This is a genomic window from Staphylococcus sp. HMSC070D05 (genome assembly GCF_001815595.1).
Taxonomy (GTDB): Bacteria; Bacillota; Bacilli; order Staphylococcales; family Staphylococcaceae; genus Staphylococcus; species Staphylococcus hominis.
The window spans coordinates 113,537-136,353 of the sequence record NZ_KV821138.1; the positions used below are offsets into that span (position 1 = coordinate 113,537).

At 30.2% G+C, this 22,817-nt stretch carries 28 protein-coding genes, 1 other RNA gene and 1 pseudogene; 14 read left to right on the forward strand and 16 right to left on the reverse strand.

Annotation, left to right across the window (positions count from 1 at the left end; translation table 11 throughout):
- Positions 1-44 precede the first annotated feature (44 nt).
- A complete protein-coding gene (locus HMPREF3046_RS06770) occupies positions 45-287 on the forward strand; it encodes a hypothetical protein (protein ID WP_070717870.1) in 243 nt (80 codons plus the stop codon).
- Here the strand turns inward: HMPREF3046_RS06770 and HMPREF3046_RS06775 are convergent.
- Positions 279-482: a sterile alpha motif-like domain-containing protein gene (locus tag HMPREF3046_RS06775; protein WP_070717873.1), complete on the reverse strand. Its 204-nt coding sequence runs from the start codon at positions 480-482 to the stop codon at positions 279-281. The genes HMPREF3046_RS06770 and HMPREF3046_RS06775 overlap by 9 nt on opposite strands.
- A 451-nt stretch (positions 483-933) precedes the next feature.
- Between HMPREF3046_RS06775 and tsaA the strand changes: the two genes are divergently transcribed.
- The 8 genes from tsaA to HMPREF3046_RS11345 all read left to right on the forward strand — a co-directional run bounded on the left by tsaA (position 934) and on the right by HMPREF3046_RS11345 (position 4,773).
- Complete coding sequence (gene tsaA, locus HMPREF3046_RS11520; RefSeq protein WP_070717875.1) at positions 934-1,191, forward strand: type II toxin-antitoxin system antitoxin TsaA; 258 nt, start codon at positions 934-936, stop codon at positions 1,189-1,191.
- Between the two features lie 22 nt (positions 1,192-1,213).
- On the forward strand, positions 1,214-1,402 hold the full coding sequence (gene tsaT / locus HMPREF3046_RS06785) for a type II toxin-antitoxin system toxin TsaT (RefSeq protein ID WP_070717878.1): 189 nt from the start codon (positions 1,214-1,216) through the stop codon (positions 1,400-1,402).
- A gap of 96 nt (positions 1,403-1,498) precedes the next feature.
- The gene (gene lnsA / locus HMPREF3046_RS06790) at positions 1,499-2,065 is read left to right on the forward strand and encodes a lipoprotein N-acylation protein LnsA (protein ID WP_371093793.1); all 567 of its coding nucleotides are present in this window, start codon (positions 1,499-1,501) and stop codon (positions 2,063-2,065) included.
- A 58-nt stretch (positions 2,066-2,123) separates the two neighbouring features.
- Positions 2,124-2,870, forward strand: a complete 747-nt coding sequence (locus HMPREF3046_RS06795) for a poly-gamma-glutamate hydrolase family protein (protein WP_070717886.1) — start codon at positions 2,124-2,126, stop codon at positions 2,868-2,870.
- A gap of 76 nt (positions 2,871-2,946) precedes the next feature.
- The gene (locus HMPREF3046_RS06800; protein ID WP_070717890.1) at positions 2,947-3,231 is read left to right on the forward strand and encodes a hypothetical protein; all 285 of its coding nucleotides are present in this window, start codon (positions 2,947-2,949) and stop codon (positions 3,229-3,231) included.
- A 155-nt stretch (positions 3,232-3,386) separates the two neighbouring features.
- A complete protein-coding gene (locus HMPREF3046_RS06805) occupies positions 3,387-3,614 on the forward strand; it encodes a hypothetical protein (protein ID WP_070717894.1) in 228 nt (75 codons plus the stop codon).
- Between the two features lie 132 nt (positions 3,615-3,746).
- A complete protein-coding gene (locus tag HMPREF3046_RS06810; protein WP_070717897.1) occupies positions 3,747-4,451 on the forward strand; it encodes a hypothetical protein in 705 nt (234 codons plus the stop codon).
- Positions 4,452-4,596: 145 nt separating this feature from the next.
- Entirely contained in the window at positions 4,597-4,773 is a 177-nt protein-coding gene (locus tag HMPREF3046_RS11345; protein ID WP_002448052.1) for a hypothetical protein, read from the forward strand.
- A gap of 54 nt (positions 4,774-4,827) precedes the next feature.
- Here HMPREF3046_RS11345 and HMPREF3046_RS06815 read toward each other — a convergent pair whose 3' ends face one another.
- Positions 4,828-5,769, reverse strand: coding sequence for a cation diffusion facilitator family transporter (locus HMPREF3046_RS06815; protein ID WP_070717900.1), 942 nt, complete (start codon positions 5,767-5,769; stop codon positions 4,828-4,830).
- A 490-nt stretch (positions 5,770-6,259) separates the two neighbouring features.
- Between HMPREF3046_RS06815 and HMPREF3046_RS11525 the strand changes: the two genes are divergently transcribed.
- Positions 6,260-6,460 (forward strand): SdpI family protein, encoded by a 201-nt coding sequence (locus HMPREF3046_RS11525; RefSeq protein WP_256278223.1) that lies wholly within the window; start codon positions 6,260-6,262, stop codon positions 6,458-6,460.
- A 699-nt stretch (positions 6,461-7,159) separates the two neighbouring features.
- On the opposite strand, the gene HMPREF3046_RS06825 is transcribed toward HMPREF3046_RS11525, so the two are convergent.
- Positions 7,160-7,474 (reverse strand): hypothetical protein, encoded by a 315-nt coding sequence (locus HMPREF3046_RS06825; RefSeq protein WP_070717904.1) that lies wholly within the window; start codon positions 7,472-7,474, stop codon positions 7,160-7,162.
- A gap of 266 nt (positions 7,475-7,740) precedes the next feature.
- Here HMPREF3046_RS06825 and HMPREF3046_RS11025 point away from each other — a divergent pair.
- Together HMPREF3046_RS11025 and HMPREF3046_RS06830 are read left to right on the forward strand one after the other, a co-directional pair.
- Positions 7,741-7,985: pseudogene (locus tag HMPREF3046_RS11025) on the forward strand (tyrosine-type recombinase/integrase); the annotation flags it as partial.
- A 58-nt stretch (positions 7,986-8,043) separates the two neighbouring features.
- Positions 8,044-8,580 carry a hypothetical protein gene (locus HMPREF3046_RS06830; protein WP_070717906.1) on the forward strand — a complete coding sequence of 179 codons (537 nt, stop codon included), beginning with the start codon at positions 8,044-8,046 and terminating at the stop codon, positions 8,578-8,580.
- 87 nt (positions 8,581-8,667) lie between these two features.
- Here the strand turns inward: HMPREF3046_RS06830 and ssrA are convergent.
- The 12 genes from ssrA to HMPREF3046_RS06890 all read right to left on the reverse strand — a co-directional run bounded on the left by ssrA (position 8,668) and on the right by HMPREF3046_RS06890 (position 21,153).
- Positions 8,668-9,029, reverse strand: a transfer-messenger RNA (tmRNA) gene (gene ssrA / locus HMPREF3046_RS06835).
- Positions 9,030-9,115: 86 nt separating this feature from the next.
- Positions 9,116-9,586, reverse strand: a complete 471-nt coding sequence (gene smpB / locus HMPREF3046_RS06840) for an SsrA-binding protein SmpB (RefSeq protein ID WP_017175898.1) — start codon at positions 9,584-9,586, stop codon at positions 9,116-9,118.
- A 24-nt stretch (positions 9,587-9,610) separates the two neighbouring features.
- On the reverse strand, positions 9,611-11,989 hold the full coding sequence (gene rnr, locus HMPREF3046_RS06845; RefSeq protein ID WP_070717910.1) for a ribonuclease R: 2,379 nt from the start codon (positions 11,987-11,989) through the stop codon (positions 9,611-9,613).
- Positions 11,990-12,026: 37 nt separating this feature from the next.
- Complete coding sequence (locus HMPREF3046_RS06850) at positions 12,027-12,767, reverse strand: alpha/beta hydrolase (protein ID WP_070717913.1); 741 nt, start codon at positions 12,765-12,767, stop codon at positions 12,027-12,029.
- A 204-nt stretch (positions 12,768-12,971) separates the two neighbouring features.
- The gene (gene secG, locus HMPREF3046_RS06855; RefSeq protein WP_002448159.1) at positions 12,972-13,205 is read right to left on the reverse strand and encodes a preprotein translocase subunit SecG; all 234 of its coding nucleotides are present in this window, start codon (positions 13,203-13,205) and stop codon (positions 12,972-12,974) included.
- A gap of 67 nt (positions 13,206-13,272) precedes the next feature.
- Complete coding sequence (locus HMPREF3046_RS06860; protein ID WP_070717917.1) at positions 13,273-13,743, reverse strand: hypothetical protein; 471 nt, start codon at positions 13,741-13,743, stop codon at positions 13,273-13,275.
- A 171-nt stretch (positions 13,744-13,914) separates the two neighbouring features.
- The gene (eno, locus tag HMPREF3046_RS06865; protein ID WP_002448208.1) at positions 13,915-15,219 is read right to left on the reverse strand and encodes a surface-displayed alpha-enolase; all 1,305 of its coding nucleotides are present in this window, start codon (positions 15,217-15,219) and stop codon (positions 13,915-13,917) included.
- A gap of 131 nt (positions 15,220-15,350) precedes the next feature.
- Positions 15,351-16,868, reverse strand: coding sequence for a 2,3-bisphosphoglycerate-independent phosphoglycerate mutase (gene gpmI, locus HMPREF3046_RS06870; protein ID WP_070717922.1), 1,518 nt, complete (start codon positions 16,866-16,868; stop codon positions 15,351-15,353).
- A 2-nt stretch (positions 16,869-16,870) separates the two neighbouring features.
- On the reverse strand, positions 16,871-17,632 hold the full coding sequence (gene tpiA, locus HMPREF3046_RS06875; protein ID WP_070717926.1) for a triose-phosphate isomerase: 762 nt from the start codon (positions 17,630-17,632) through the stop codon (positions 16,871-16,873).
- Between the two features lie 111 nt (positions 17,633-17,743).
- Positions 17,744-18,934, reverse strand: coding sequence for a phosphoglycerate kinase (pgk, locus tag HMPREF3046_RS06880; protein WP_070717928.1), 1,191 nt, complete (start codon positions 18,932-18,934; stop codon positions 17,744-17,746).
- Between the two features lie 145 nt (positions 18,935-19,079).
- Positions 19,080-20,087, reverse strand: a complete 1,008-nt coding sequence (gene gap, locus HMPREF3046_RS06885; RefSeq protein WP_017175906.1) for a type I glyceraldehyde-3-phosphate dehydrogenase — start codon at positions 20,085-20,087, stop codon at positions 19,080-19,082.
- Between the two features lie 46 nt (positions 20,088-20,133).
- The gene (locus tag HMPREF3046_RS06890) at positions 20,134-21,153 is read right to left on the reverse strand and encodes a sugar-binding transcriptional regulator (RefSeq protein ID WP_070717931.1); all 1,020 of its coding nucleotides are present in this window, start codon (positions 21,151-21,153) and stop codon (positions 20,134-20,136) included.
- Positions 21,154-21,410: 257 nt separating this feature from the next.
- On the opposite strand from HMPREF3046_RS06890, the gene HMPREF3046_RS06895 reads away from it, so the two are divergent.
- Positions 21,411-21,638, forward strand: coding sequence for a hypothetical protein (locus HMPREF3046_RS06895; protein WP_049382072.1), 228 nt, complete (start codon positions 21,411-21,413; stop codon positions 21,636-21,638).
- Between the two features lie 51 nt (positions 21,639-21,689).
- Here HMPREF3046_RS06895 and HMPREF3046_RS06900 read toward each other — a convergent pair whose 3' ends face one another.
- Positions 21,690-22,454, reverse strand: a complete 765-nt coding sequence (locus HMPREF3046_RS06900) for a DUF4887 domain-containing protein (RefSeq protein WP_070717936.1) — start codon at positions 22,452-22,454, stop codon at positions 21,690-21,692.
- Positions 22,455-22,640: 186 nt separating this feature from the next.
- Between HMPREF3046_RS06900 and HMPREF3046_RS11350 the strand changes: the two genes are divergently transcribed.
- Positions 22,641-22,811 (forward strand): hypothetical protein, encoded by a 171-nt coding sequence (locus HMPREF3046_RS11350; RefSeq protein ID WP_176746077.1) that lies wholly within the window; start codon positions 22,641-22,643, stop codon positions 22,809-22,811.
- Positions 22,812-22,817 lie beyond the last annotated feature (6 nt).

Consider the following 22,817-nt stretch of genomic DNA (forward strand, 5'->3'; position numbering starts at 1 on the left):
GGGTATAATAAATTATAAGTTTTACAAATAAAGGAGCGTTCATTATGAATGATCATAATCAATACAATTATGTCAATCCTAATAAGCTCTCATTAGATTGGGAATGTTTTGTAATAAGTAAATCAGAAATGTTACTTGATGGAGTTCCTAGTGAACTTATTCATTCGTGGTTAGATAGAGAAATTATAGAACCTTTTTCAATTAGAGATAATGAATTAAACTTTAAAACTACAGATATATGGAATGCTCTAAAGCAACAAAATTGGTATTATCCTAATTCAAATTAATTTATAGAGACTCATTGCTCGATTAGCACTTTCAATAAGTTGGTGATCAACGTAATTTGATATAACATATGCTCTGATTTCTTTATTATTGCGTTCGTTTTTGGGAAATTTATGATCATTTACAATGTAATTTGCTAAACTTCCTAGTGGTGTATCATCATTAATAAATCCAATAACAAAATCATAAAATGTCATTTTTTCCTCCTCACATTACAACATTTCAGTATCCCCTATCATCTTATTGTTTCTAAATGAATGATGTTTATTTATATGTAAGCACATCAGTAAGTTTTTTTTATAAAAGTTGTAATGTTTTGATTGATTTTATTAAAATAATTAAAACACTTTATTTTTAATTATTCACTCAAAACATTCTATGTGAATATTAATTTTCTGTAAATGTGACGATTTTTCGAATTTTTATACTCTTTTATTTACTTTTTTTGATTTCCCCTTTTAATTGATACGTTTATTAGTGTAATCATACATAAAAAAGCTGCCGATTAGTACATTTTAGCTTGATCGTCAGTTTTTTTATGTAAATTTACGAAGTTATTCGTTTAATAAGAATTAAAATTTTACCTTTTTTTTAAAGAAATGATATGATGATAAAAAAGATATCATTGTTATAGAGGTGACACTACCTATGAATATTAATAAATTATTTTGGATTAATATTATGATTACCCTTTTATTTCTAGGGTTTAATATTACTGTCACCTACTTTCCTAAGTTAGACGATTATTTCTGGCTCGTACCTGGTTTAATTATATGTGGCCTTACTATTTTATTCAGTTTAATTGCTGCTATTTTGGATAAAAACCTTATAAGCGAAATAATTTTTTTAACTAATCTAATCATTTTTTTATATTATATATATCCACTGATATATAACTTTTTTTAATTAAAATGTGGGAGGTGTACAAATGAGTACACATTTAACGATTTTACTTTGGCTGGGTATTATTTTTGTTGTTGCTGCTTCAATTATATTAGGGTTATTGCTAAAATCTAAAAAAGAAGAACGTAAAGAATCTTATTTAGGCTTTACAGTCATCTTCTATATTTTTGGTTTTGCTTTGCTGATATATATACTAATATTTGGTATTTTATAAATAGGGTTTAAAAGAACAAAATACGATTTTATTTTGTTCTTTTTTATATGTTTCTCGATAAAACGATTAAGGAGATATAAATTGAAGACTATTCAATTGAAGCGTATTCTATTTGTTATTTTCATTTCATTACTATTTTTCGCGTTTTCTTCTCATACTTATGCATCTATAAATTCCACTTCTTCATCTCCAGGAAAAGGGAATGATTTCAAATTACAACCTGGTGACATTATTCTTACAAAAGGTCCGGTATTATTTGGTTTCTTTGGACATTCAAGTATTGCTTTAGATCATGATACTGTTTTACAAATTGAAGGACCCGGCGATAAGCCTATTACTGAATCTTTCGAATCATTTAAACAGCGATTTGGCGTTAAAAAAAGTGATTGGATTAAAATATATCGTTGTGAGTATCCTAATGCAGGTCAAAAAGCAGCTAATTGGGCAAAAACTCATTATAAAAACAGTGATAAGACTTATTTAGTTACACTTAATTTAAAAAGTGAACGCTTTACATATTGTACTAAAATTATTTATCAAGCATACAAATACGGTGTAAGTAAAGATACGATAAATGATCATGGTTTACTGATTATCTCTCCATATGCTTTAGTTGATAATTTTAATAATGACTATCGCCTTAAGTTAGTAAAAAAATACTAATCGTTACACTATACTTTTCTATACTAAGAAATGATATTTAAAGGAACAACTTATTTTTATGAAAAACAAAAAATTACATTATCGATTTTTTTATTATATGTTTTTAACTCTTATTATTATATTATTTATTCTTCTCTTTCTTTACTTTTATAAACATTTTGAATTAAAACAAAATCAATCCTTAGATTACTATGCTAACTTTAATGATTTAAAACAACATACAACAAAAAATAAAGATTGGAAAATAATCACAAAATACCGTAAGCACAGCAATACCTTAATTACAGCGATTCATGGTGGAGGTATTGAACCTGGAACCACTGAAATCGCTCGTCGTATTTCAAATATTGGTCAATATCATTTTTATTCATTTGAAGGTCTACGTTCAGATAATAATGCTCAACTACATATTACTTCTACTGTTTTTGATGAACCTCAATTATTAGATATGCTCAACCATTCGTCAAAAATAATATCTATTCACGGATATGCAGGCGATGAACCCATTGTTTACGTAGGTGGTAAAGATAAAAAATTAGTTCAATCCATACGTCATTCATTAACTCATCATGGATTTACAGTACAAAAAACGCCTAAAGGAATTGAGGCCCTTTCCAATAATAATATTATTAATAGAGATAAAAAAGATACAGGAGTGCAACTGGAATTGACGACTCGCCAGCGAGCTTTGTTTTTTAAACAAAACAACTTGGATAAAAATAATAGACGATCTTCAAAGAATTATACGAGAACATTTTATAGATTTGCCAAAGCAGTAGATCAAGGTATTAAAAAAGCACAATAAATGTAATATCATTTGTTTAGTTTTTTAATTAAATTAAATTGGGTATATATAAGTAATGAGTTTAGGAGGCGTTTCTATGGACGAATTAACTAAAGAACAGAAATATACAGTAGCAAAATTTTATAAGCTATATATGGAACGTTCAAATAGTGGTCAAACAGAGGAAGAAGCAAATAATTTTAAAGATAGTATTACAGCTCAAGATGATTATTTTTGCGATAGAAACTATAACGATTTCTTAGAAAATTGCAAAGTTCTTATTGATCATGGCTATCTAGATGGAAATATTATGTCTGATAGAATTGATAATATTAAAGTTACAAATAAAGCTTTTACTGAAATTGAACAAAGCTTTAATTAAAAATACCAAATTTTTTCAAGTTATTCCTATTCAAGGATATTTGCTTAAAAGTCTTAAAAAAATATATTTATTTAACTATGAATATAACTTTTAAAGCCTGCGCATATGTATTGAGTGTGTTTCAGGCTTTTTATTTTTAATAGAGGTGAGTTTACATGAATCATTGGAAAATTAATAATATGACGAATAGAAATCTACTTATACAACAAAACGAAAATGATATATCTATAGTTGAACCTTTAAATAATGGTTCATTTAAAATTCTATCAGAGTTTAAACTGAATACACCCTCCCTTCCTATTAATACATATGATGAACATTTATATGTTTCAATCAATTTTAAAAATGAAGAAATTAATATTTACAATAAATCGAATGAATAACACTATTATATTAATAATTTTATTAACTAAATTGTTTTTAAAAAATAATAAAATGTTAAATAAATATTAATATTTATTATGTAATATTTATAGTGAAATTTGATTGACATGTTGTAATGATGGAGGTCAGTTATGGATAAAATTATATTCTATCTAGGCATTACTTTATTTTTAATCGCATGTATAGTCATTATTTTTGGTATTATTGCTATTTTTAAGAATAAAAATTACTTAAAAATGCTTGCTATGGCTATTATTATTATCTTATTAAGTATGCTTGCACTGGGTATTCATAAAGTCATTGAGAGTAATAATCCCTCTAAAAGTGACATCACTCCTGTAAAAAAAGAAAAGCCTAAAGATAATAAAACAAATAAAGAAAATAACAATAAAAAAGAAAATAATTCTAAGAAAGATAATAAGGATACATCACATGAGTCTATTCAGGACACTCCTTCCACTCAAGAAAACACACCCACCACAGAAGAAAATTCAACTCAGTCATCAGAATCACCAACTACACAACAATCAATACAACAAGAAAACCCAACTACTGAACAAAATAATGTGACTACAAATAACCAAAATTCTACACAACGACAGCAAGAACCTCCAACACCACAACAGGACACATCTCAATATCAGACGAATTCAGCAAATAATAATTCAAAACAAACACATTCTACTCAAACCCAGAATAGTCAAAATAGTACTCAATATAATAATACAAATGAATCTAATACAACAAAAGACAACACTAATAATGTAAATCATAATAGCACGTCAAATACAATTCAAAATATACAAAGTAATAATACGAATAATCATATAAACTAAATAAACAATTAATAATAAAAGATAGAGCATTGAGGCTCTATCTTTTATTTTCGACATTATTTTAAAATTTATAAATATTTATTGAATATTATATTTAATATGCCATACTAAAATATGATACGACTTAAAACAAAGGGATGAAACAATGAAAAAATTAGCCTTACTAACGCTTTCAAGCTTTCTAATATTAGGTGCATGTAGTCATAGTAATGATACAGTCAAAGATGTAAACGAAAGTGCACATAAAAAGAATAATCCAAAAGCACACAAATCCAAAGGCAATTCTGAACGCGTAGATAGTAAAAAAATAAATAAAAACTAAAAATAAGGAGTAGAAGCGCTCTTACTATCCATCGCTTCTACTCCTATTTAATTATCATTCTTCGTATTGTTTAAAGTAATATTCATCTAAATGGTTAAGATGAATATTTTCAATTTGTAGTGTAACATGTTCTAAATTATATTTTTCTTTCAACAATTCAGAAACTTTATTAACCGTTGAATACGGCCATTTAGTATATTCATCACTTAAAACGACATGGGCACTCAATGAACTATGGTTTGTAGTGATACTCCATAAATGAAACTCATGCACATCTATAACGCCTTCAACGCTTTTCATTGCATTAATAATTTCATCTGAATCATATCCATCTGGAATACGCTCCATTAATACTTTCCAAGCATTTTTAATTATTTTATAACCACCATTTAAAATGATAAGAGAAATGATGATACTAATGATTGGGTCAATAATTGCCCATCCAGTAAAATGAATAAGTACTACTGCTACGATAACGCCAATTGAATTTAATAAATCTCCAAAAAAATGCCATAATGCACTTTGAATATTGACATTATCTTCTTTTCTTAAAGATCTAAATAAAATAAGTGTTAAAATGATATTTATAATAAGACCTAATACAGCTACAAATATCATGATACCACTTGCTACCGGTTCAGGATGTATGATTCTCAAAATGCCTTCATACATAATACCTAACGAAATAACAATTAATGCTAAACCATTTAAGAAAGCGACAATAATTTCTAATCTTAAAAATCCATACGTATAATGTTTCGTTGGAGGCTTACTTGCAAAATAAATAGCAAGCATAGACAACCCTAGTGCCAAAACATCACTTAACATATGAAATGAATCTGATAATAAAGCAAGTGAATTAGCATATAATCCACCTACAAACTCTACAATTGTAAAAATCAGCGTAATAATCAAAGAAGACCAAAGCGTTGCTTTTGAACTACTTTGAAATTTCCTATGTTCTACATGATGAAAATATGTTGATTGATTGTTCATTACTTCTCTCCAAACAATTAAATTATAAACTATTTTCTTTAAAACTACCCTAATATATATTAAAAAAACTTTACAAACATTAATATATCAACGTTTTAATGTTATTACAATAAACAAGTGAAATTTAGAAATTTAAAAACATTGTATATTTGAGGCGAAATGATTTATCACATAAATGTAAATATAAAATTTTATTACATTTAATCACCACAGTTGATTAACCAACCATAAAAGTTCGTTATTTCTATTTTGACTTAAATTAACCGACTTAAATTTGACGTTAGTTTAAGATATTCATTATTCTTTTATTAACATTTTTTATGTGTTTGAATTATTTAGTTGTATACAGTAACTACATTAAAAATTTTTTCACATCACACTTATATTAATTTTCTTCTTTGTATTATTTCTATATAATATTAAGAAAGAAACTCTTCAAAAACTTGAAAAAGGAAGTTATCAAATGCTCTTATTTCCTTCAAGTATTTTTATGATTTTACTAGGAAGTTTAATTATTAAACACCCACCAAAAAAAATAAACTACTTCTACGGATTTAGAACAAAAAAGTCAATCAAATCTCAACATAACTGGGACAAAGGACAAATCATTTGTGGAAAGTATATAAAACATTTTTTCAGTTATAGTCTTTACTTCTCTATAATACCTATAGCTTTAGATATTTTTTTCTGATAATCAAGAGAGAAAGTATATTACTATGGTCTATCATAATTCAAAGCATAATCCTTTGTACCTTACTTTTATATGTAATTACCAAAACTAATAAAAATTTAGATTGATCAAAACCTATTATTTACTTTATCTCAACTATTTTTGTTACGTTGATCTTTTTTCATTTTTGTATTCTTACGATAAATATAAATTGCATTTATCGCTCCAAGTATTGTCCAGATAATCGTTATATATACACCCCAATATTTAAAAGTTAATGACATAAATATTATAAAAAATATATTCAAAATTAGAGCGATAATATGTGTAATATCATAGCAATACATTTATTTATAAATTAAACCTTATAATTGCTTTACTGACGTTAAATCTTAGAACTCTTAACAAACCCAAATACTGTCAAATGGCCTACTTAATAGCTCACGCTATGTAGACATTAATCTGCAAATTTAGTTAAGTATATTTCTCAACGCACAATAAATTTCTCGATATAAATGCCGTATTCTATTTTTTTCTTTTTTTGTGATTTTAACTAACAATTTAGCTGTTTTTTCTTCAAAAACTGTTGCTAAAGCAACTAGAATATCTATGATTTTTTTACAAACGTACAAAAACTCCAAAATATTTAAAGCTCCTTTTTTAAAAATTCTTCTCAACGCACAATAATCTTTTTCGACATAAACACATCGTCTAAACTGATTATTTTTCTATACTTAATTTAGAAATTTGTTCTTTCTTCTCAGTTAATTTATCAAATATAAATTTAGGTTTTTTTCCTGAAACTAAAATATTAAAAGAATTATTATAAATAACTTTTGCCTCATTTACTCTCTCAGATTGAGTTGTCGAAATTATATGATAAATATTTCCAATTTCTTCAAACAAATTCGAACTTTTTTGATAATAAATTAAATCCTCTTTATTAGCTTCAAGTTCAGCAAATCCATTTCTGATACCGTATTTTAAAGCATAATAAAGTAAAATAGCTGAAAAAATGATGTATATAAATATCAAATTAAAACCTCTCTTTTTAAAATCTTTAGTACAAGAGTTATTAAAATTTTAAACATCTCTATTTGCAATTTTAAGATACTTTTTAGAGCATTTAGAGAATTTCACATATCATTTTTATTTAACGACTCTTAAAACTCAAGTGAGAGTCAAATTTAAAAATTAAAAAAACTCTTTACTCTAAATACTAACAAACTAAACTTTTATTTAATACTAAATACAAAACAAAGGGTCCTACAAAATATCGATAATTTAATTATTCTTAAATAAAAGAACATAATATATATAAAGATAATTATATGTTATTTAGTACTTTTTCAAAGCATTTAGTGAAAGTAAAATTGATCGTTGGTTTACTAATGCGTACAAATTACTTCCTGATGATTTTCCTAGAATTGTAATTCATGAAATCCGTCATAGTCGTACTTCAATTTTGATTAATCACGGTGCTAGTTTAATGGTTATTGCACAAAGATTAGGACATTCATCTATTGAGGAAGTTAGTAAACGCTAAGGACATTTATTATCCTAGTACACAAAAAGAAATTGTAAAATATTTATGAGGTGATGAAATGGAAGAAGTAAAAATTTTAATAGTAGGCCAAAGTCCATATGAAGATAATAAAAATTATGGCCCATTAAAGGTTGACGATTATATTTCGGAAGTCATTGCATTTTTTCCAAATATTAATGATAAAAAATACAATTTATATAAATTAACAACATACAGACGATTATTAGGTTTCTTAAAAACTAAACCTTTAACAGAAGAAGAATTCACAACGCTCGATTCTCCTAAAAAATTAGTTGATTGTTATAAAAGTAAAGGTATCTACTTTGTCAATGAAATAGAAATCAAAGACATAGATCAAAATACCGATACTATTACTTTTGATAATACAAAACATCCAATTAATATAAAAAACACCAAAATTATTTGTTTTGGAAGTAAAGCGATAAACCGTTTTAAAGATTATGAAAACATCACTAAACTTCCTCATCCTTCACCGCAAAATAATAATAAATTTTGGAAAAAATATGATTCTGAGTATAGTAGCATTAACTATGATGAGTCTTTTGAATTCAAAGAATTATTAAGCACTCTTTAATTAGAGTGTTTTTTATTGGGGCATATTTAGGGCTATATTGGGGCAATAAAAATAAAAAGCTTGCAACCAATAGGGTTACAAGCTATGAGATGGAGGCGGCGGGATTCGAACCCGCGTCCAGAGGTCCTGATACAAATTTTTCTACGTGTGTAGTCTATTGATACATTTCGCATATTGGTAAGCAACAGACAACCAACAATATGCTAGTTTGATTAAATTTCATCTAAACAGACTTCAAACGGCAGTGTTTAGCATATCCTATTAGGGTTGAATCGCGTTAACAGCACATAGGAAATGCTGTTAGGCGATGCAGAGCGCTATTACGCAGCTACTGCTAAATTATTGTTTGATTTGTCAGTTATATTTAACCGAATGTGTTGATGACGGAGACAACCCTCCGACACGCTTAATAAGCTCGGGGGACCCCTGTCGAATCCAAAAACGCCCCCGCAATATTATAAATTATAAGATACAGTTTAATTTAAACAACTTTATTTATCATAACAAATAAAGCCCGATTAAGCAATAAGTATGCTTAATAACGGGCTTTCATTGCACGATCCACGTCTCGTTTCATTGCTTTATCTTTTAATGCCTGACGTTTATCATGCAGTTTTTTACCACGAGCTATACCTAACAAAACTTTACATTGTCCATGTTTTAAATACAATTTTAAAGGAATAATCGAATATCCAATTTCTCTTGTACGTTCGCCTAGTTTGATAATCTCTTTTTTATGCAATAACAGCTTTCTTGATCGTAATGGATCATGATTAAACCGATTTCCTTCCTCGTATGGAGCAATATGCATATTATTAATGTACATTTCTCCACGCTTCACTTGTGCATAACTATCTTTTAAGTTCGCACTACCACGTCGAATCGATTTAATTTCTGTACCTTGAAGCGCAATGCCTGCTTCAATGGTATCTTCAATATTATAATCATGTCTTGCTTTACGGTTTTCAGCCAACGTTCCTGGTGATTTTGTTTTTTTCTTGGCCATTAATGTATGTCACCTCTTTGCTGATTATTTTTTCTTACGACGCGCTTTTTTCTTAATATGTTTATCTTTATAAAAAGGTTTATGCTTAGTTGAGCTTTGTTTATCACGTTGACGTTGATTTTTACCCTTACGTTGTTTACGCTTTTTCTTTTTATTTTTATGATGATTATCTTTAGATTTATCTAAAGATTTACCACGTGTTTTAGCTTGAATCGTTTTTCCACGAGCAGGACGCTGTGATTTATCATTTTTAGGTAATGGCATGCCAACAATTTGGAAATCTATCATTCGTTCATCTACGTCTACATGAGTAACTTTAACTTTTACTTCATCACCAATTCTAAACACTTTAGCATGTCGTTCACCTATCAATGCCATTTGTCGTTCATCAAATTGATAATAATCATCTGTCATATTAGAAATATGAACCATACCTTCTATCGTATTTGGTAATTCAATGAACATACCAAAATTGGCAACAGAGCTTACAATACCTTCAAATTCATCACCAATATGTTGAATCATATACTCTGCTTTCTTCAACTCATCTGTATCTCTTTCTGCTTCAATTGCGCGACGTTCACGTTGAGATGTATGTTCTGCTAATTCTGGTAATGTTTCTTCCCATTTATGCATCTCTTTATGATTCATAGAGTGATCGACAAGATACTTACGAATTAAGCGATGGACAGTTAAATCTGGATAACGACGAATCGGGGAAGTAAAATGTGTATAATATTCTGCTGACAAGCCAAAATGACCTAAATTCGTATCATCATAATGTGCTTGTTGCATCGAACGTAACATCATTGTTGAAATAACCATTTGCTCAGAACGACCTTCAACTTCTTCTTGGATAGATTGTAATGTTGAAGGATGAATATCTTCGCCTGTACCTTTAACCATAATACCAAAATTAGTAATAAAGTCGAAGAACTGACGTAATCGATCTGATTTTGGTTGTTCATGAACACGATAAATAAATGGCACTTCTAATTTGTTAAAATGTTCAGCAACTGTTTCATTGGCCGCTAACATAAATGATTCAATTAAACGCTCTCCTTCACCACGTTCTCGCAATATGACATCTGTAGGTAGTCCTTCGTGATTGACCAACACTTTAGCTTCATTAATATCAAAATCAATTTCACCACGACGTTTACGCATACGGATAAGTCGATTAGATAAATCTTGCGCTAAATCTAACATTGGGACAATTTCACTGTATTGTTGACGTACTTCTGCATTTTTTTCGGTAATAATTTGATTCACTGCATCATACGTCATACGATAGTTTGAATGAATAACACTATCAAATATGTCATGATTCACCACTTCGCCACGCTCATTTATTTCCATACGACAACTTAACGTTAAACGATCTGCTTCAGGATTTAATGAACAGATACCATTACTTAAACGGTGTGGAATCATTGGAATAACACGGTCTACTAAATAAACACTCGTTGCTCTATCATAAGCTTCTTTATCTAGCGCAGAGCCTTCTTTTACGTAATAACTTACGTCTGCAATACTTACTGTCAATTCCGTATGACCATTAGCTAGACGTTTAACGCTAATTGCATCGTCTAAATCTTTAGCATCTGCACCATCTATTGTAATTGTAAGGTCGTTTCTTAAATCTCTTCGTCCTTTAATTTCTTCAGGTTTTATTTCTTCAGGGACTGATTCCGCTTCTTTTAATACCTCATCAGGAAATTCAATCTCTATTCCATGCTGATAAATAATTGAAAGAATATCTACTCCTGGATCATTTTTATGACCTAGAATAGCAGAAACATGTCCTTCTGGATTATCTGTACCATCAGCATATTTTGTGATTTGGACCAGTACTTTATGACCATCTACAGCTCCAAGACTCTGTCCTTTAGGTATAAATATATCTTGCATAATACGTTTATCGTCAGGAATGACAAAACCAAAATGTTTTGCTTCACTATACGTACCTACCACTTGTGTAACAGAATGCTTTTCTATAGATTTTACTTCACCTTCAACTTTTCCACGATGCTCTCCTCTGGATTTTTGTAATTCAACTATTACTGTATCACCATCTAAAGCACGATTAATCTTTGTTGGTGGAATAAAAATATCTTCAAGTTCTTCGTTTTCTGGGCGTAAGAAAGCAAAGCCTTTTTTATTTTGACTTAAAGTACCTCTTATTAATTTTGAGCTTAAATTCTTATTTGATGCTTTACGTTGATAGCGATCTGTCTTTGTTCGCTCTACCAATCCTGCCTGTTCAAGTTCAACGAGCACCTTTATTAATTCTCTAAATGAGTCAGCACTACTAAGACCTAAAGCATCTTGAAAGTCCGATACAGACATCGGTTCATAATCAGGTTGTTTTACAATTTCTTCAATGGATTGCTTTAAATTCATCATGCCCCTCCTTTCTTCAATCGATTATTTTTATTATTTATTCAGACCAGTCTAATCCTTCTAAAAACTCATATACATCTTCAAACACTTGCTCTTTTTCTTTATCAATTGTAATGACATGTCCTGAATTTGCATACCATTTAATTTGTTTTTCATCTGAATCTACATTTTCATATATATAATTTGCTGACTGAGGATCAATCATTTCATCTTTTTCAGCTTGAACTACTAAAATGGGATCTAAGACTTCATCTACATCATTACGCACACGACTTAACGTATCACTAAGTTCTTTGAGTGTTTCAGTAGGATGAAAATCTTCCATTTCTTTATCAATAGTTGCTTGGTCTTTACCTTCGTATTTTTTAAAATTACGTGCATATTCTAAAAAACCTTCATAGATTGTACCTTCTGTTTTTACTTCGGCAGGTGCACACATTGTTATGATACCTTTTACAGGACGGTTTAAACTTAACTTCAATGCAAATACACCGCCTAATGACAATCCAGCTACCGCTATGTCTTCATAACCTTGTTCTATAAGATAATCATAGCCATCAAGTACATCTTTAAACCATACATATGGACTAGATTTTAATATTTCTTCTGGCGGTGCAGCATGACCTTCATACTGTGGCGCATAAGAAGTATAACCTTTTTTTTGTAAAAATCTACCAAGTTGTCTTACATCAGAGGAATTGCCTGTGAATCCATGTAAGAGTAAGACTGCTCTTTTACCTTCTTGGAAAAAGAAAGGTTGAGGTAACTTAATTTGCATTTTTTATCCCTCTCTAACAAAAATTATAATATACTTACTTTTTTAATTTGTACAAATAGATTGTATTCATTATATACTCAATCTATTTTATTCCCTTAATAGCTTAAAAATATGCATTAATGATTATATTAAAATAATGCTTTCTTTATAAAATGTGTTAATTCTATTATAAATAAAAAAGCCCGACATTGATATCGTCGGACCTTATAAACCAAAATAACTTATCCCAATCATTATTAAAAAGAAAATGATGGCTAACACAATTGTTAATCTATGCAAGAACAAATCGACGCCACGTTGTTTTTGCTTACCAAATAACTGTTCAGCGCCCCCGCTAATCGCACCCGAAAGTCCATTACTTTTACTTTCTTGGAGTAATACAACAGTAATTAATGCAATACAATCAATAATTAATAAGACCATAAATAATGTATGCATGAAAATTGTCCTCCGTTCATTATATACGTTCCGAATTATAACATATTCTTAATATAGTTATCAAATACTATCGATTAAATGTGCTTTTACGTACAATTGAAATAATTAACATATATATTGCTAATATTACTGAACCAATCACGACGATTAAAATAGGTAAAATAAATAAAATCGATTTTGTTTCAATAATAGCATTTAACACCATTGTTAAGTTGACAAGTGTAAATAATACATTTGACACATATACGGCAAACATAAACCACCAAAGATATTTATGTCGATTCCATAAAGCAATTACTCCAGCTAAATATGCGAGAATATACATAATACCTGTATATCTAAAACTATTTAAAATATTATCTACTGAACTACTTGATGCTTTTTGATGTGCTAGTGTTAACAGTGTTTTAGCAGTGTGAGCATCTAAAGCAATAAAATTATGGATAATTAATAATATACAAAATACAAGCGAACTATATCCAATCAGTTGACCGACAATACGTTCTCTTTTATTTGACTGATTAAGTTGTTGATCCATATTCAATTCTCCTTCTTTCAATTACAGGATTATTATATCAGTTTCATCACTGAAGTTAAATCTTACACTTCTTTACTATTGTTTAAATTTTATATTAAAAAAGCCTGTCATAGTCTCAACTCTATGACAGGCAAACGCGTGAACTCTATTGATTTTAGTATGTTGCTAAAATTATTTATCTAAATTATAGAAAGATTTAATTCCGTCAAATTTTGCTGTTTCAAATAATTCATCTTCAATACGTAGTAATTGATTATATTTCGCAATACGATCTGTTCTTGATAATGAACCAGTTTTAATTTGACCAGCATTTGTTGCTACTGCGATATCAGCAATTGTTGTATCTTCAGTTTCACCAGAACGGTGAGATACTACCGCTGTATAACCAGCTTTTTGAGCCATCTCAATAGCATCAAATGTTTCAGTTAATGTACCAATTTGGTTTACTTTGATTAAGATTGAGTTACCAATACCTTGTTCAATACCTCTAGAAAGAATTTCAGTATTAGTTACGAATAAATCGTCACCTACTAATTGAACTTTGTCACCGATACGATCAGTTAATTGTTTCCAACCGTCCCAGTCATTTTCATCCATACCATCTTCAATTGTAATGATTGGATATTTACTAATTAATTCTTCTAAGTAGTCAACTTGTTCAGCTGCGCTACGTTTTGCACCATGTTCACCTTCGAATTTAGTGTAGTCATATACACCATTTTCATAGAATTCAGATGAAGCACAGTCAAATCCTAAGAATACATCTTCGCCTGGTTTGTAACCAGCTTTTTCAATCGCTTTAATGATTGTTTCAACTGCATCTTCAGTACCGTCAAATCTTGGAGCAAAACCACCTTCGTCACCTACAGCAGTTTCTAATCCACGTTCACTTAAAATTGATTTTAAGTTATGGAAAATTTCAGCGCCCCAACGTAATGCTTCTTTAAATGATTCAGCACCAGTTGGTAAAATCATGAATTCTTGGAATGCAATTGGTGCATCTGAGTGAGAACCACCGTTAACAATATTCATCATTGGTACTGGTAATTGTTTACCGTTAAATCCACCGAAATATTTGTATAATGGTTGACCTAATAAGTCAGCTGCTGCACGTGCAACGGCAATAGATACACCTAAAATAGCGTTTGCGCCTAATTTACCTTTGTTAGGTGTTCCATCTAATTGAATCATCATTTTATCAATTGATACTTGATCTAAAACTGAAAATTCACCTTCAACGATTTCTGGAGCGATAATTTCGTTTACATTTTCAACAGCTTTTGTAACACCTTTACCGCTATAACGTGATTTATCTCCATCACGTAATTCAACTGCTTCGTGTTCACCAGTAGAAGCACCTGAAGGTACTAGAGCACGACCAAAAGCACCACTTTCAGTTAATACTTCAACTTCAACTGTTGGGTTACCACGTGAGTCTAATACTTCGCGAGCATAAACATCTGTAATAATTGGCATAATAAATAATCTCCTTTAAATTTAGATTCCTTAATTATTATAACTATTTTTTGTTATTTAATAAAATATTTATACTAAGATGACTTAATATTAAAGAATAATATTAAATCATCTTACCATTTACAGTTTTACTAATGCTTAATTAAAGATTCACCTGTCATGTCTGACGGTTGTTCAACATTTAATAAGTCTAGTAATGTAGGTGCTAAGTCACCTAAACGACCAGTTTCACGTAATGTTACATCTTCTTTAGTAACAATTACTGGAACTGGGTTTGTAGTATGAGTAGTCATAGGTTGATCATCATCAGTTAAAACTTGATCTGAGTTACCATGGTCAGCTGTAATAATTGCATAGCCATTCATATCTAAAATTTTATCAACCACTTCACCTAAACATTCATCTACTGCTTCAATTGCTTTGATTGTTGGTTCAAGCATACCACTATGACCTACCATATCAGGATTAGCAAAGTTTAAGATAATTAAATCTAAATCACCTTTGTCTAACTCTTCTAACAATGTATCTTTAACTTCGTATGCACTCATTTCAGGTTTTAAATCATACGTAGCAACTTTAGGTGAATCAATTAAGCGACGACGTTCACCTTCAAATTCTTCATTACGTCCACCACTCATGAAATAAGTAACATGTGGGTATTTTTCAGTTTCTGCAATACGTAATTGTTTTAAATTATTATTTTGAGCAACTTCACCAATTGTATTAGTTAAATCAACTTTTTCAAATACGACTTCTGCATCAACATTATCATTGTATTTAGTAAACGTTGCATAGAATAAATCATTTACACGTTCAACTTTAAAGCCGTCAAATGCTTTATTTGTAAATATTTCAGATAATTGTGCTGCTCTATCAGGACGGAAATTGAAGAAGATGACAGCATCACCATCTTGAACACCTTCATTTTGTCCTTCAACTATAAAAGGCTCAACAAATTCATCTGTAACATCATTTGCATAATTCGCTTCTACACCTTCTTTAGCGCTCGCATAAGAAGGTCCTTCGAAATTACGAATAGCATTATAAGCTTTTTCTTCACGATCCCAACGTTTATCACGGTCCATTGCGTAATAACGACCTGAAATTGACGCAAATTGACCTACACCAAGTTCTTTGAATTTAGCTTCTGTTTCTTCAATATATTTAATTGCTGATTTTTGATCTACATCACGACCATCTAAAAATGCATGTACATACACTTTATCTAAACCTTTTTGTTTAGCAAGTTCTAATAATGCAAATAAATGTTTGTAATGACTGTGAACACCGCCATCTGAAAGTAAGCCAAATACATGTAATGCTGAATCGTGATCTTTAACGTGTTGAGCTGCTTTACCTAACACTTCATTTTCGTAGAAATCACCATCTTCAATGGATTTATTAATACGAGTTAAACTTTGATAGACAATACGACCCGCGCCTATATTCATATGACCTACTTCAGAGTTACCCATTTGACCTTCGGGAAGGCCAACATCTAAACCACTTGCTTCAATTTGAGTCGTAGGATATTTGTTGTAATAACGATCGAAATTTGGTTTATGCGCTTGTTTTACTGCATTACCATGTTCACTTTCACGGTTAGCAAAACCGTCTAGAATAATTAATGCTGTTGGTTGTTTAGCCATAATTATTTAGCACCTTCTAACAATTGTACAAAATCATCTACTTTAAGTGATGCGCCACCAACTAATGCACCATCGATATCTGATTGAGCCATATATTCTTTAACATTATTTGGTTTCACACTACCACCATATTGAATACGAGTCGCATCAGCTACATCTTGACTAGACACGTCTGCTACTGTTTTACGTACTTGTGCACACATTTCATTTGCGTCTTCTGAAGTGGCTGATTTACCAGTACCAATTGCCCAAATTGGTTCATAAGCAATGACAACTTCTTTAAGTTGATTTTCTGACAAGCCTTTTACTGCTTCTTTTACTTGGTTGCTTACTACTTCGTTAGCTTTGCCATTTTCTCTTTCTTCATCTGTTTCACCAACACAAATAATTGGTGTCATTCCATGATTAAATACTGCATGTGCTTTTTTATTTACATCTTCATCTGTTTCATGGAATAATTCACGACGTTCTGAATGTCCAATAACGACATATTTAACACCTAAATCAGCTAATGCCACTGGAGAAGTTTCTCCTGTATACGCACCATTATCTTCAAAATAAGTGTTTTGAGCACCAATTTTTAATCCTTTTGCTTTGCCATCCTTCACTAGAGAGATCAATGCATCTAATTGAATTGTTGGCGCACAAATTACTGATTCAACTTCTTTTTCATCAGGTAATGTAGGTAAATTGTTTACAAAGTCTTTAGCTTCTTGAACTGTTTTATTCATTTTCCAGTTACCAGCTATGATTGGTTTTCTCATTATTGACACTCCTATTATTAATAAATTTAAAATTAATTATAAATATTTACGTTCTTTTATTGTTTTCCCATGAAAATCGTAAAAGAAACATTTTTATGATTCAAATAAATATTACTTATCGTTAATTGCTTTGATACCAGGTAATTCTTTACCTTCAAGGTATTCTAATGAAGCACCGCCACCAGTTGAAATATGAGTGAAATCATCTTCAAATCCTAGTGAAATTGCAGCCGCTGCTGAATCACCGCCACCGATAATTGTGATTGCATCTTCTAAGTTAGCAATTGCTTTGCATACACCAATTGTACCTTTAGCAAAATTACTAAATTCAAATACACCCATAGGTCCATTCCATACTACTGTATGAGCACCTTGTAATTCCTTAGTAAATAACTCTATTGTTTTTGGTCCAATATCCATTGCTTCTTGATCACTTGGAATTTCATCAATAGATACTTCAGTGATTTTAGCATCGTTTGAAAATTCTTTAGCTACTTTACAATCAACAGGTAATACAATTTGATCGCCATTTTTTTCTAAAAGCTCTTTAGCAAAGTCGATTTTATCTTCTTCTAATAAAGATAGACCAATTTCTTTACCTTGTGCTTTTAAAAATGTATATGCCATACCGCCACCAATAATGATTTTATCAGCGATATTCACTAAATTTTTAATAACACCAATTTTGTCAGATACTTTAGCACCACCTAAAATAGCCACAACTGGTTTATGTGGATCATTTACCACACCACCGATAAATTTAATTTCTTTTTCCATTAGGTAGCCTGCAGCTGTTTCTAGATGAGTAGAAATACCAACATTTGAAGCATGTTCACGATGTGCAGTACCAAATGCATCATTTACAAACACATCACCTAATGATGCCCAATATTTACCTAATTCAGGATCATTTTTAGATTCTTTTTTACCATCTAAATCTTCAAAACGAGTATTTTCAACTAATAATACATCGCCTTCATTTAAATTTTTAATTGAAGATTCTAATTTTTCACCGCGTGTTTCTGGAACAAACACAACTTCTTTGCCTAATTTTTCAGTTAATGAATCTGCTACTGGTTTTAAAGTTAACTCTTTTTTATCACTTTCTTCTTTAACTTTACCTAAGTGAGAGAATAATACCAATTTACCGCCTTGTTCTAAAATATATTTAATTGTTGGTAAGGCTTGAACAATACGGTTATCATTTGTAATTTCACCATTTTTTAAAGGTACATTAAAGTCAGCACGTTCAAGTACAACTTTTCCTTTTAAGTCTAAATCAGAAACAATTTTTTTTGCCATTATAATTTCCTCCTTTAAATAGGAATGATTAATATAAAAATAAGCGGAGAAGCGCTAGTGCTCCCCGCTTACTCATAAGCTAACTTAATTCAACATTTTATATAAGTGTACTGAGCACAAGTTTTTATTAAACTAGGCTACGAAATTATTTAGTTAATTCAGCTAAATATTCTAAAGTACGTACTAATTGAGAAGTATAAGACATTTCGTTGTCATACCAAGCAGCTACTTTAACTAATTGTTTGTCGCCAACTGAGATGACACGAGTTTGAGTTGCATCGAATAATGAACCAAAGTTCATACCAACGATATCTGATGATACGATTTCATCTTCAGTGTAACCGAATGATTCGTCAGCAGCATTTTTCATTGCTTTGTTAACATCTTCAACTGTTACTTCTTTTTCTAATACAACTGTTACTTCAGTTAATGAACCAGTAGCTACTGGTACACGTTGTGCTCCACCATCTAATTTACCATCGATTTCAGGAATTACTTTACCGATAGCTTTAGCTGCACCTGTTGAGTTAGGTACGATGTTTTGTGCTGCTGCACGTGCACGACGTTTATCACCTTTTTTATGTGGACCATCTTGAGTCATTTGGTCGCCAGTGTAAGCGTGGATAGTTGTCATTAAACCTTCTACAATACCAAATTCGTCATTTAAAACTTTAGCAACTGGTGCTAATGAGTTTGTAGTACATGAAGCACCTGATACTACTGTTTCAGATCCATCTAAGTCTTTGTGGTTTGTGTTAAATACGATAGTTTTAACATCACCTTTGGCTGGAGCAGAAATTAATACTTTTTTAGCTCCTGCGTTAATGTGTGCTTCAGCTTTTTCTTTTTCTGTATAGAAACCAGTACATTCTAATACTACGTCGATATCTAAATCGCCCCATGGTAATTTACTTGCATCTGGTTCTTCAAAAGATTTAACTTCTTTACCATTTACACGGAAACCACCTTCAACAACTTCTACGTCTCCGTTAAAGCGACCTTGCATAGTGTCATATTTTAATAAATGAGCTAACATTTCGTCGTCTGTTAAGTCGTTTACTGCAACTACTTCAATACCTTCTACATCTTGAATTCTTCTGAATGCTAAACGACCAATTCTACCAAAACCATTAATTGCTACTTTTACTGCCATTATAATGGCCTCCTTTAAAATGATATTTAAAAAGTTAAATAACTTTTTATTCCTTATTTAATATTACTTTAGCTGCTGCTTCATCAGTAATTAATATTGTATTTTTGGGGGCAATACTGAGATATGCTTTGATAGCTTCTCCCTTAGACATGCCACCAGCAACAGCATATATAAAATCTTTGCTTTCTAAATCTTCAAGTTGTAATCCAATAGTTTTTACTTTTTGAACTACATGGCCTTGAGCGTCAAAATAATATCCGAAAGCTTCTCCAACGGCTTGATGATGTTGAAGTCTTTCAATCACCTCATCAGATGATTGTCTACGATGCGCCATCTTCAGCGCATCACCAATACCGTGCATTGTTATATTTGCTTGTTTAATCTTTTCTAATGTATGCACAACTGATGGTTCCATCAGTAATGTATTATATGTTGATTCACTTACATTATCTGGTACATATAGCGTGGTATAATAACCACCACTTTGTTGTGCCATACTTGCTGCAATTGTATTTGCTTGATAAACCATATTTTCACCAAGACCACCACGTGCAGGAACAAAAAACACATTAAATGGTAATAAATGCATTGCTCGGCTAACATTAGCCATTGTTGATCCACCTGTCACTGATACAATTGCATCTTCATACAATATATCTTCTAGTAAATGACCTGCTTGTCTACCCATCTCAGACTTAACTTCTTCATGTATGTCAGAATTTCCAGGTATGACATATACTTCTTTAATTCCAAAGTTGGACTTAATATGTTTAGCATAATGATTATCATCTTTATACACTTTAAAATAATCACTTAATTGATTAAGTACTTTTATACCTTCTTCAGTGATTTCCATACCAGTTGATTTTACTTGTATAAGATTTTGCTTTTTTAATATGTCTGTTTCTGTTCTTAAGACTCTTTCTGTAATATCCATATGTTCGCTTAAACTTCTACGCCCAACAGGTTCATTATTTGAAATTGTCGTTAAGATAGAGAAACGTCGATACATTTTATCAACTAAGTCAGGAACCAACTTTTGTTGTAGTTTAATCAGGTCTTTCACTACTACCTTCCTCCTATTTTTCTCAAAAGGTAATCGAGAGTTAGAGGGGGTTTGACTTTTTTTGTCCCAGGTGGGACAAAATTCAACCTCTTTACAATTGCAATACTACTATTGTCGTTATAAAAAAGCAAGTGAAAACCTTTATTATTTTAAATAATCTGTTAAATATTTAAAATAGGGTATAGTAAATGCAATAGAGTTAACCTTATAGGTGTTTGAATTATAATTTAAACATTAACTAGATAGGAGGAATCACTTTGAAATATAAAGACAATAAGGATGTAGAAGTTTTAGATCCTTCTGATAATAGATATAAAGATGATGATTATTTTAAAAGAGAACAAGAATATCGAGATATGTCTGAACATCACAATACAATACGATATCACTATGGTTGTGGTTGTCCTTTTGGTTGTTTCTCTTCTATTTTTATATCGATTGTTCTTTCAATTATCTTAACGTTCTTGCTCAACTGGATATTTTAAAAGACCTAGAAATACACACATGGTAAAATGTGTATATACCTAGGTCTTTTTTTATTCTTCGTTTGAAGATCTTTGAGATTGTTGGGCATTACTTTTTGATTCTGAAGTTGTTGAACTAGATGATTGTGTTTTAGCTTCGGCAGTAGATGGTTGCATCGTTGATTTTTGTGTTTGGGATGATTGACTTGTATTAGCTCGTTCTTGTGTAGTAGTTGTATCATTATTACTTGAATTATGTTGTGATGTTTCAGTTGAAGCATTAGAACGAGAAGATTGACTTGACTGAGTATTTTCAGTTGATTTATCTGTTTCTTCTTGCGTTGCTTTTTCTTGAGTTTGTGCGTTTTCTTTTTGTTGAGTACTTTGAATTTGATTTGTATTAGGTTGTTTTGTAGATGTTTCTTTAGAAGATTGTTGCGTTTGTGCTGTTTTACCTTGATTAGTAGGTTGTACTTTTATTGAATTATTTTGCTCATTAGAATAGTTATCAGTTACATTTGGATTTTTTACGTTATCTAATTTATTTTCTTTACTATTATTTGTATTGCTTTCACTTGTTGTATTTTCTTGCGTACTTTCTTCATTCTTTTTATCACTTTTAGTATCTTTATCTTTCTTATCTTTATGTTCTTCCGTTGACTGATTATTTAAACGTTCATTGACTCTGTTTGAATTATCTACAAAAGCAAAAACTGCAAACACTAATCCACCAAGTAATAGAAGCACAATAAGTGTACTAATTATTTTAGAAATACCACTCATCTTTTTCTTTTCATGTGCTTCATAGTCTTTAAGATTTCTATTTTTTTTTGACATGGACTCCCTCACTTCTTAATATCTATTCATCCTTTAATATAGCAATCTATTTTACATTATTTCCTTTTAAAAAAATATTAAAAATACTTAAGTAAATATATAAATGGAATACTCATTCATTATATATGATAACATCATATATAAATAACTACACTATCAATATAAAGTAAATTTTGGAGTGACAAAATGAAAAAAGATGCTTTTAACACATTATTTGAAAATCATTCAAGCAATAAAATTAAATCTATGATGTTAAGCAATGATGATTTTGATGAAAGTAAAAATTCAAAATTTGATATATTTATTAGCATTTTAATTCCTATAATCATATTATTCTTAATCTTATTTATAAAGTAATATAAT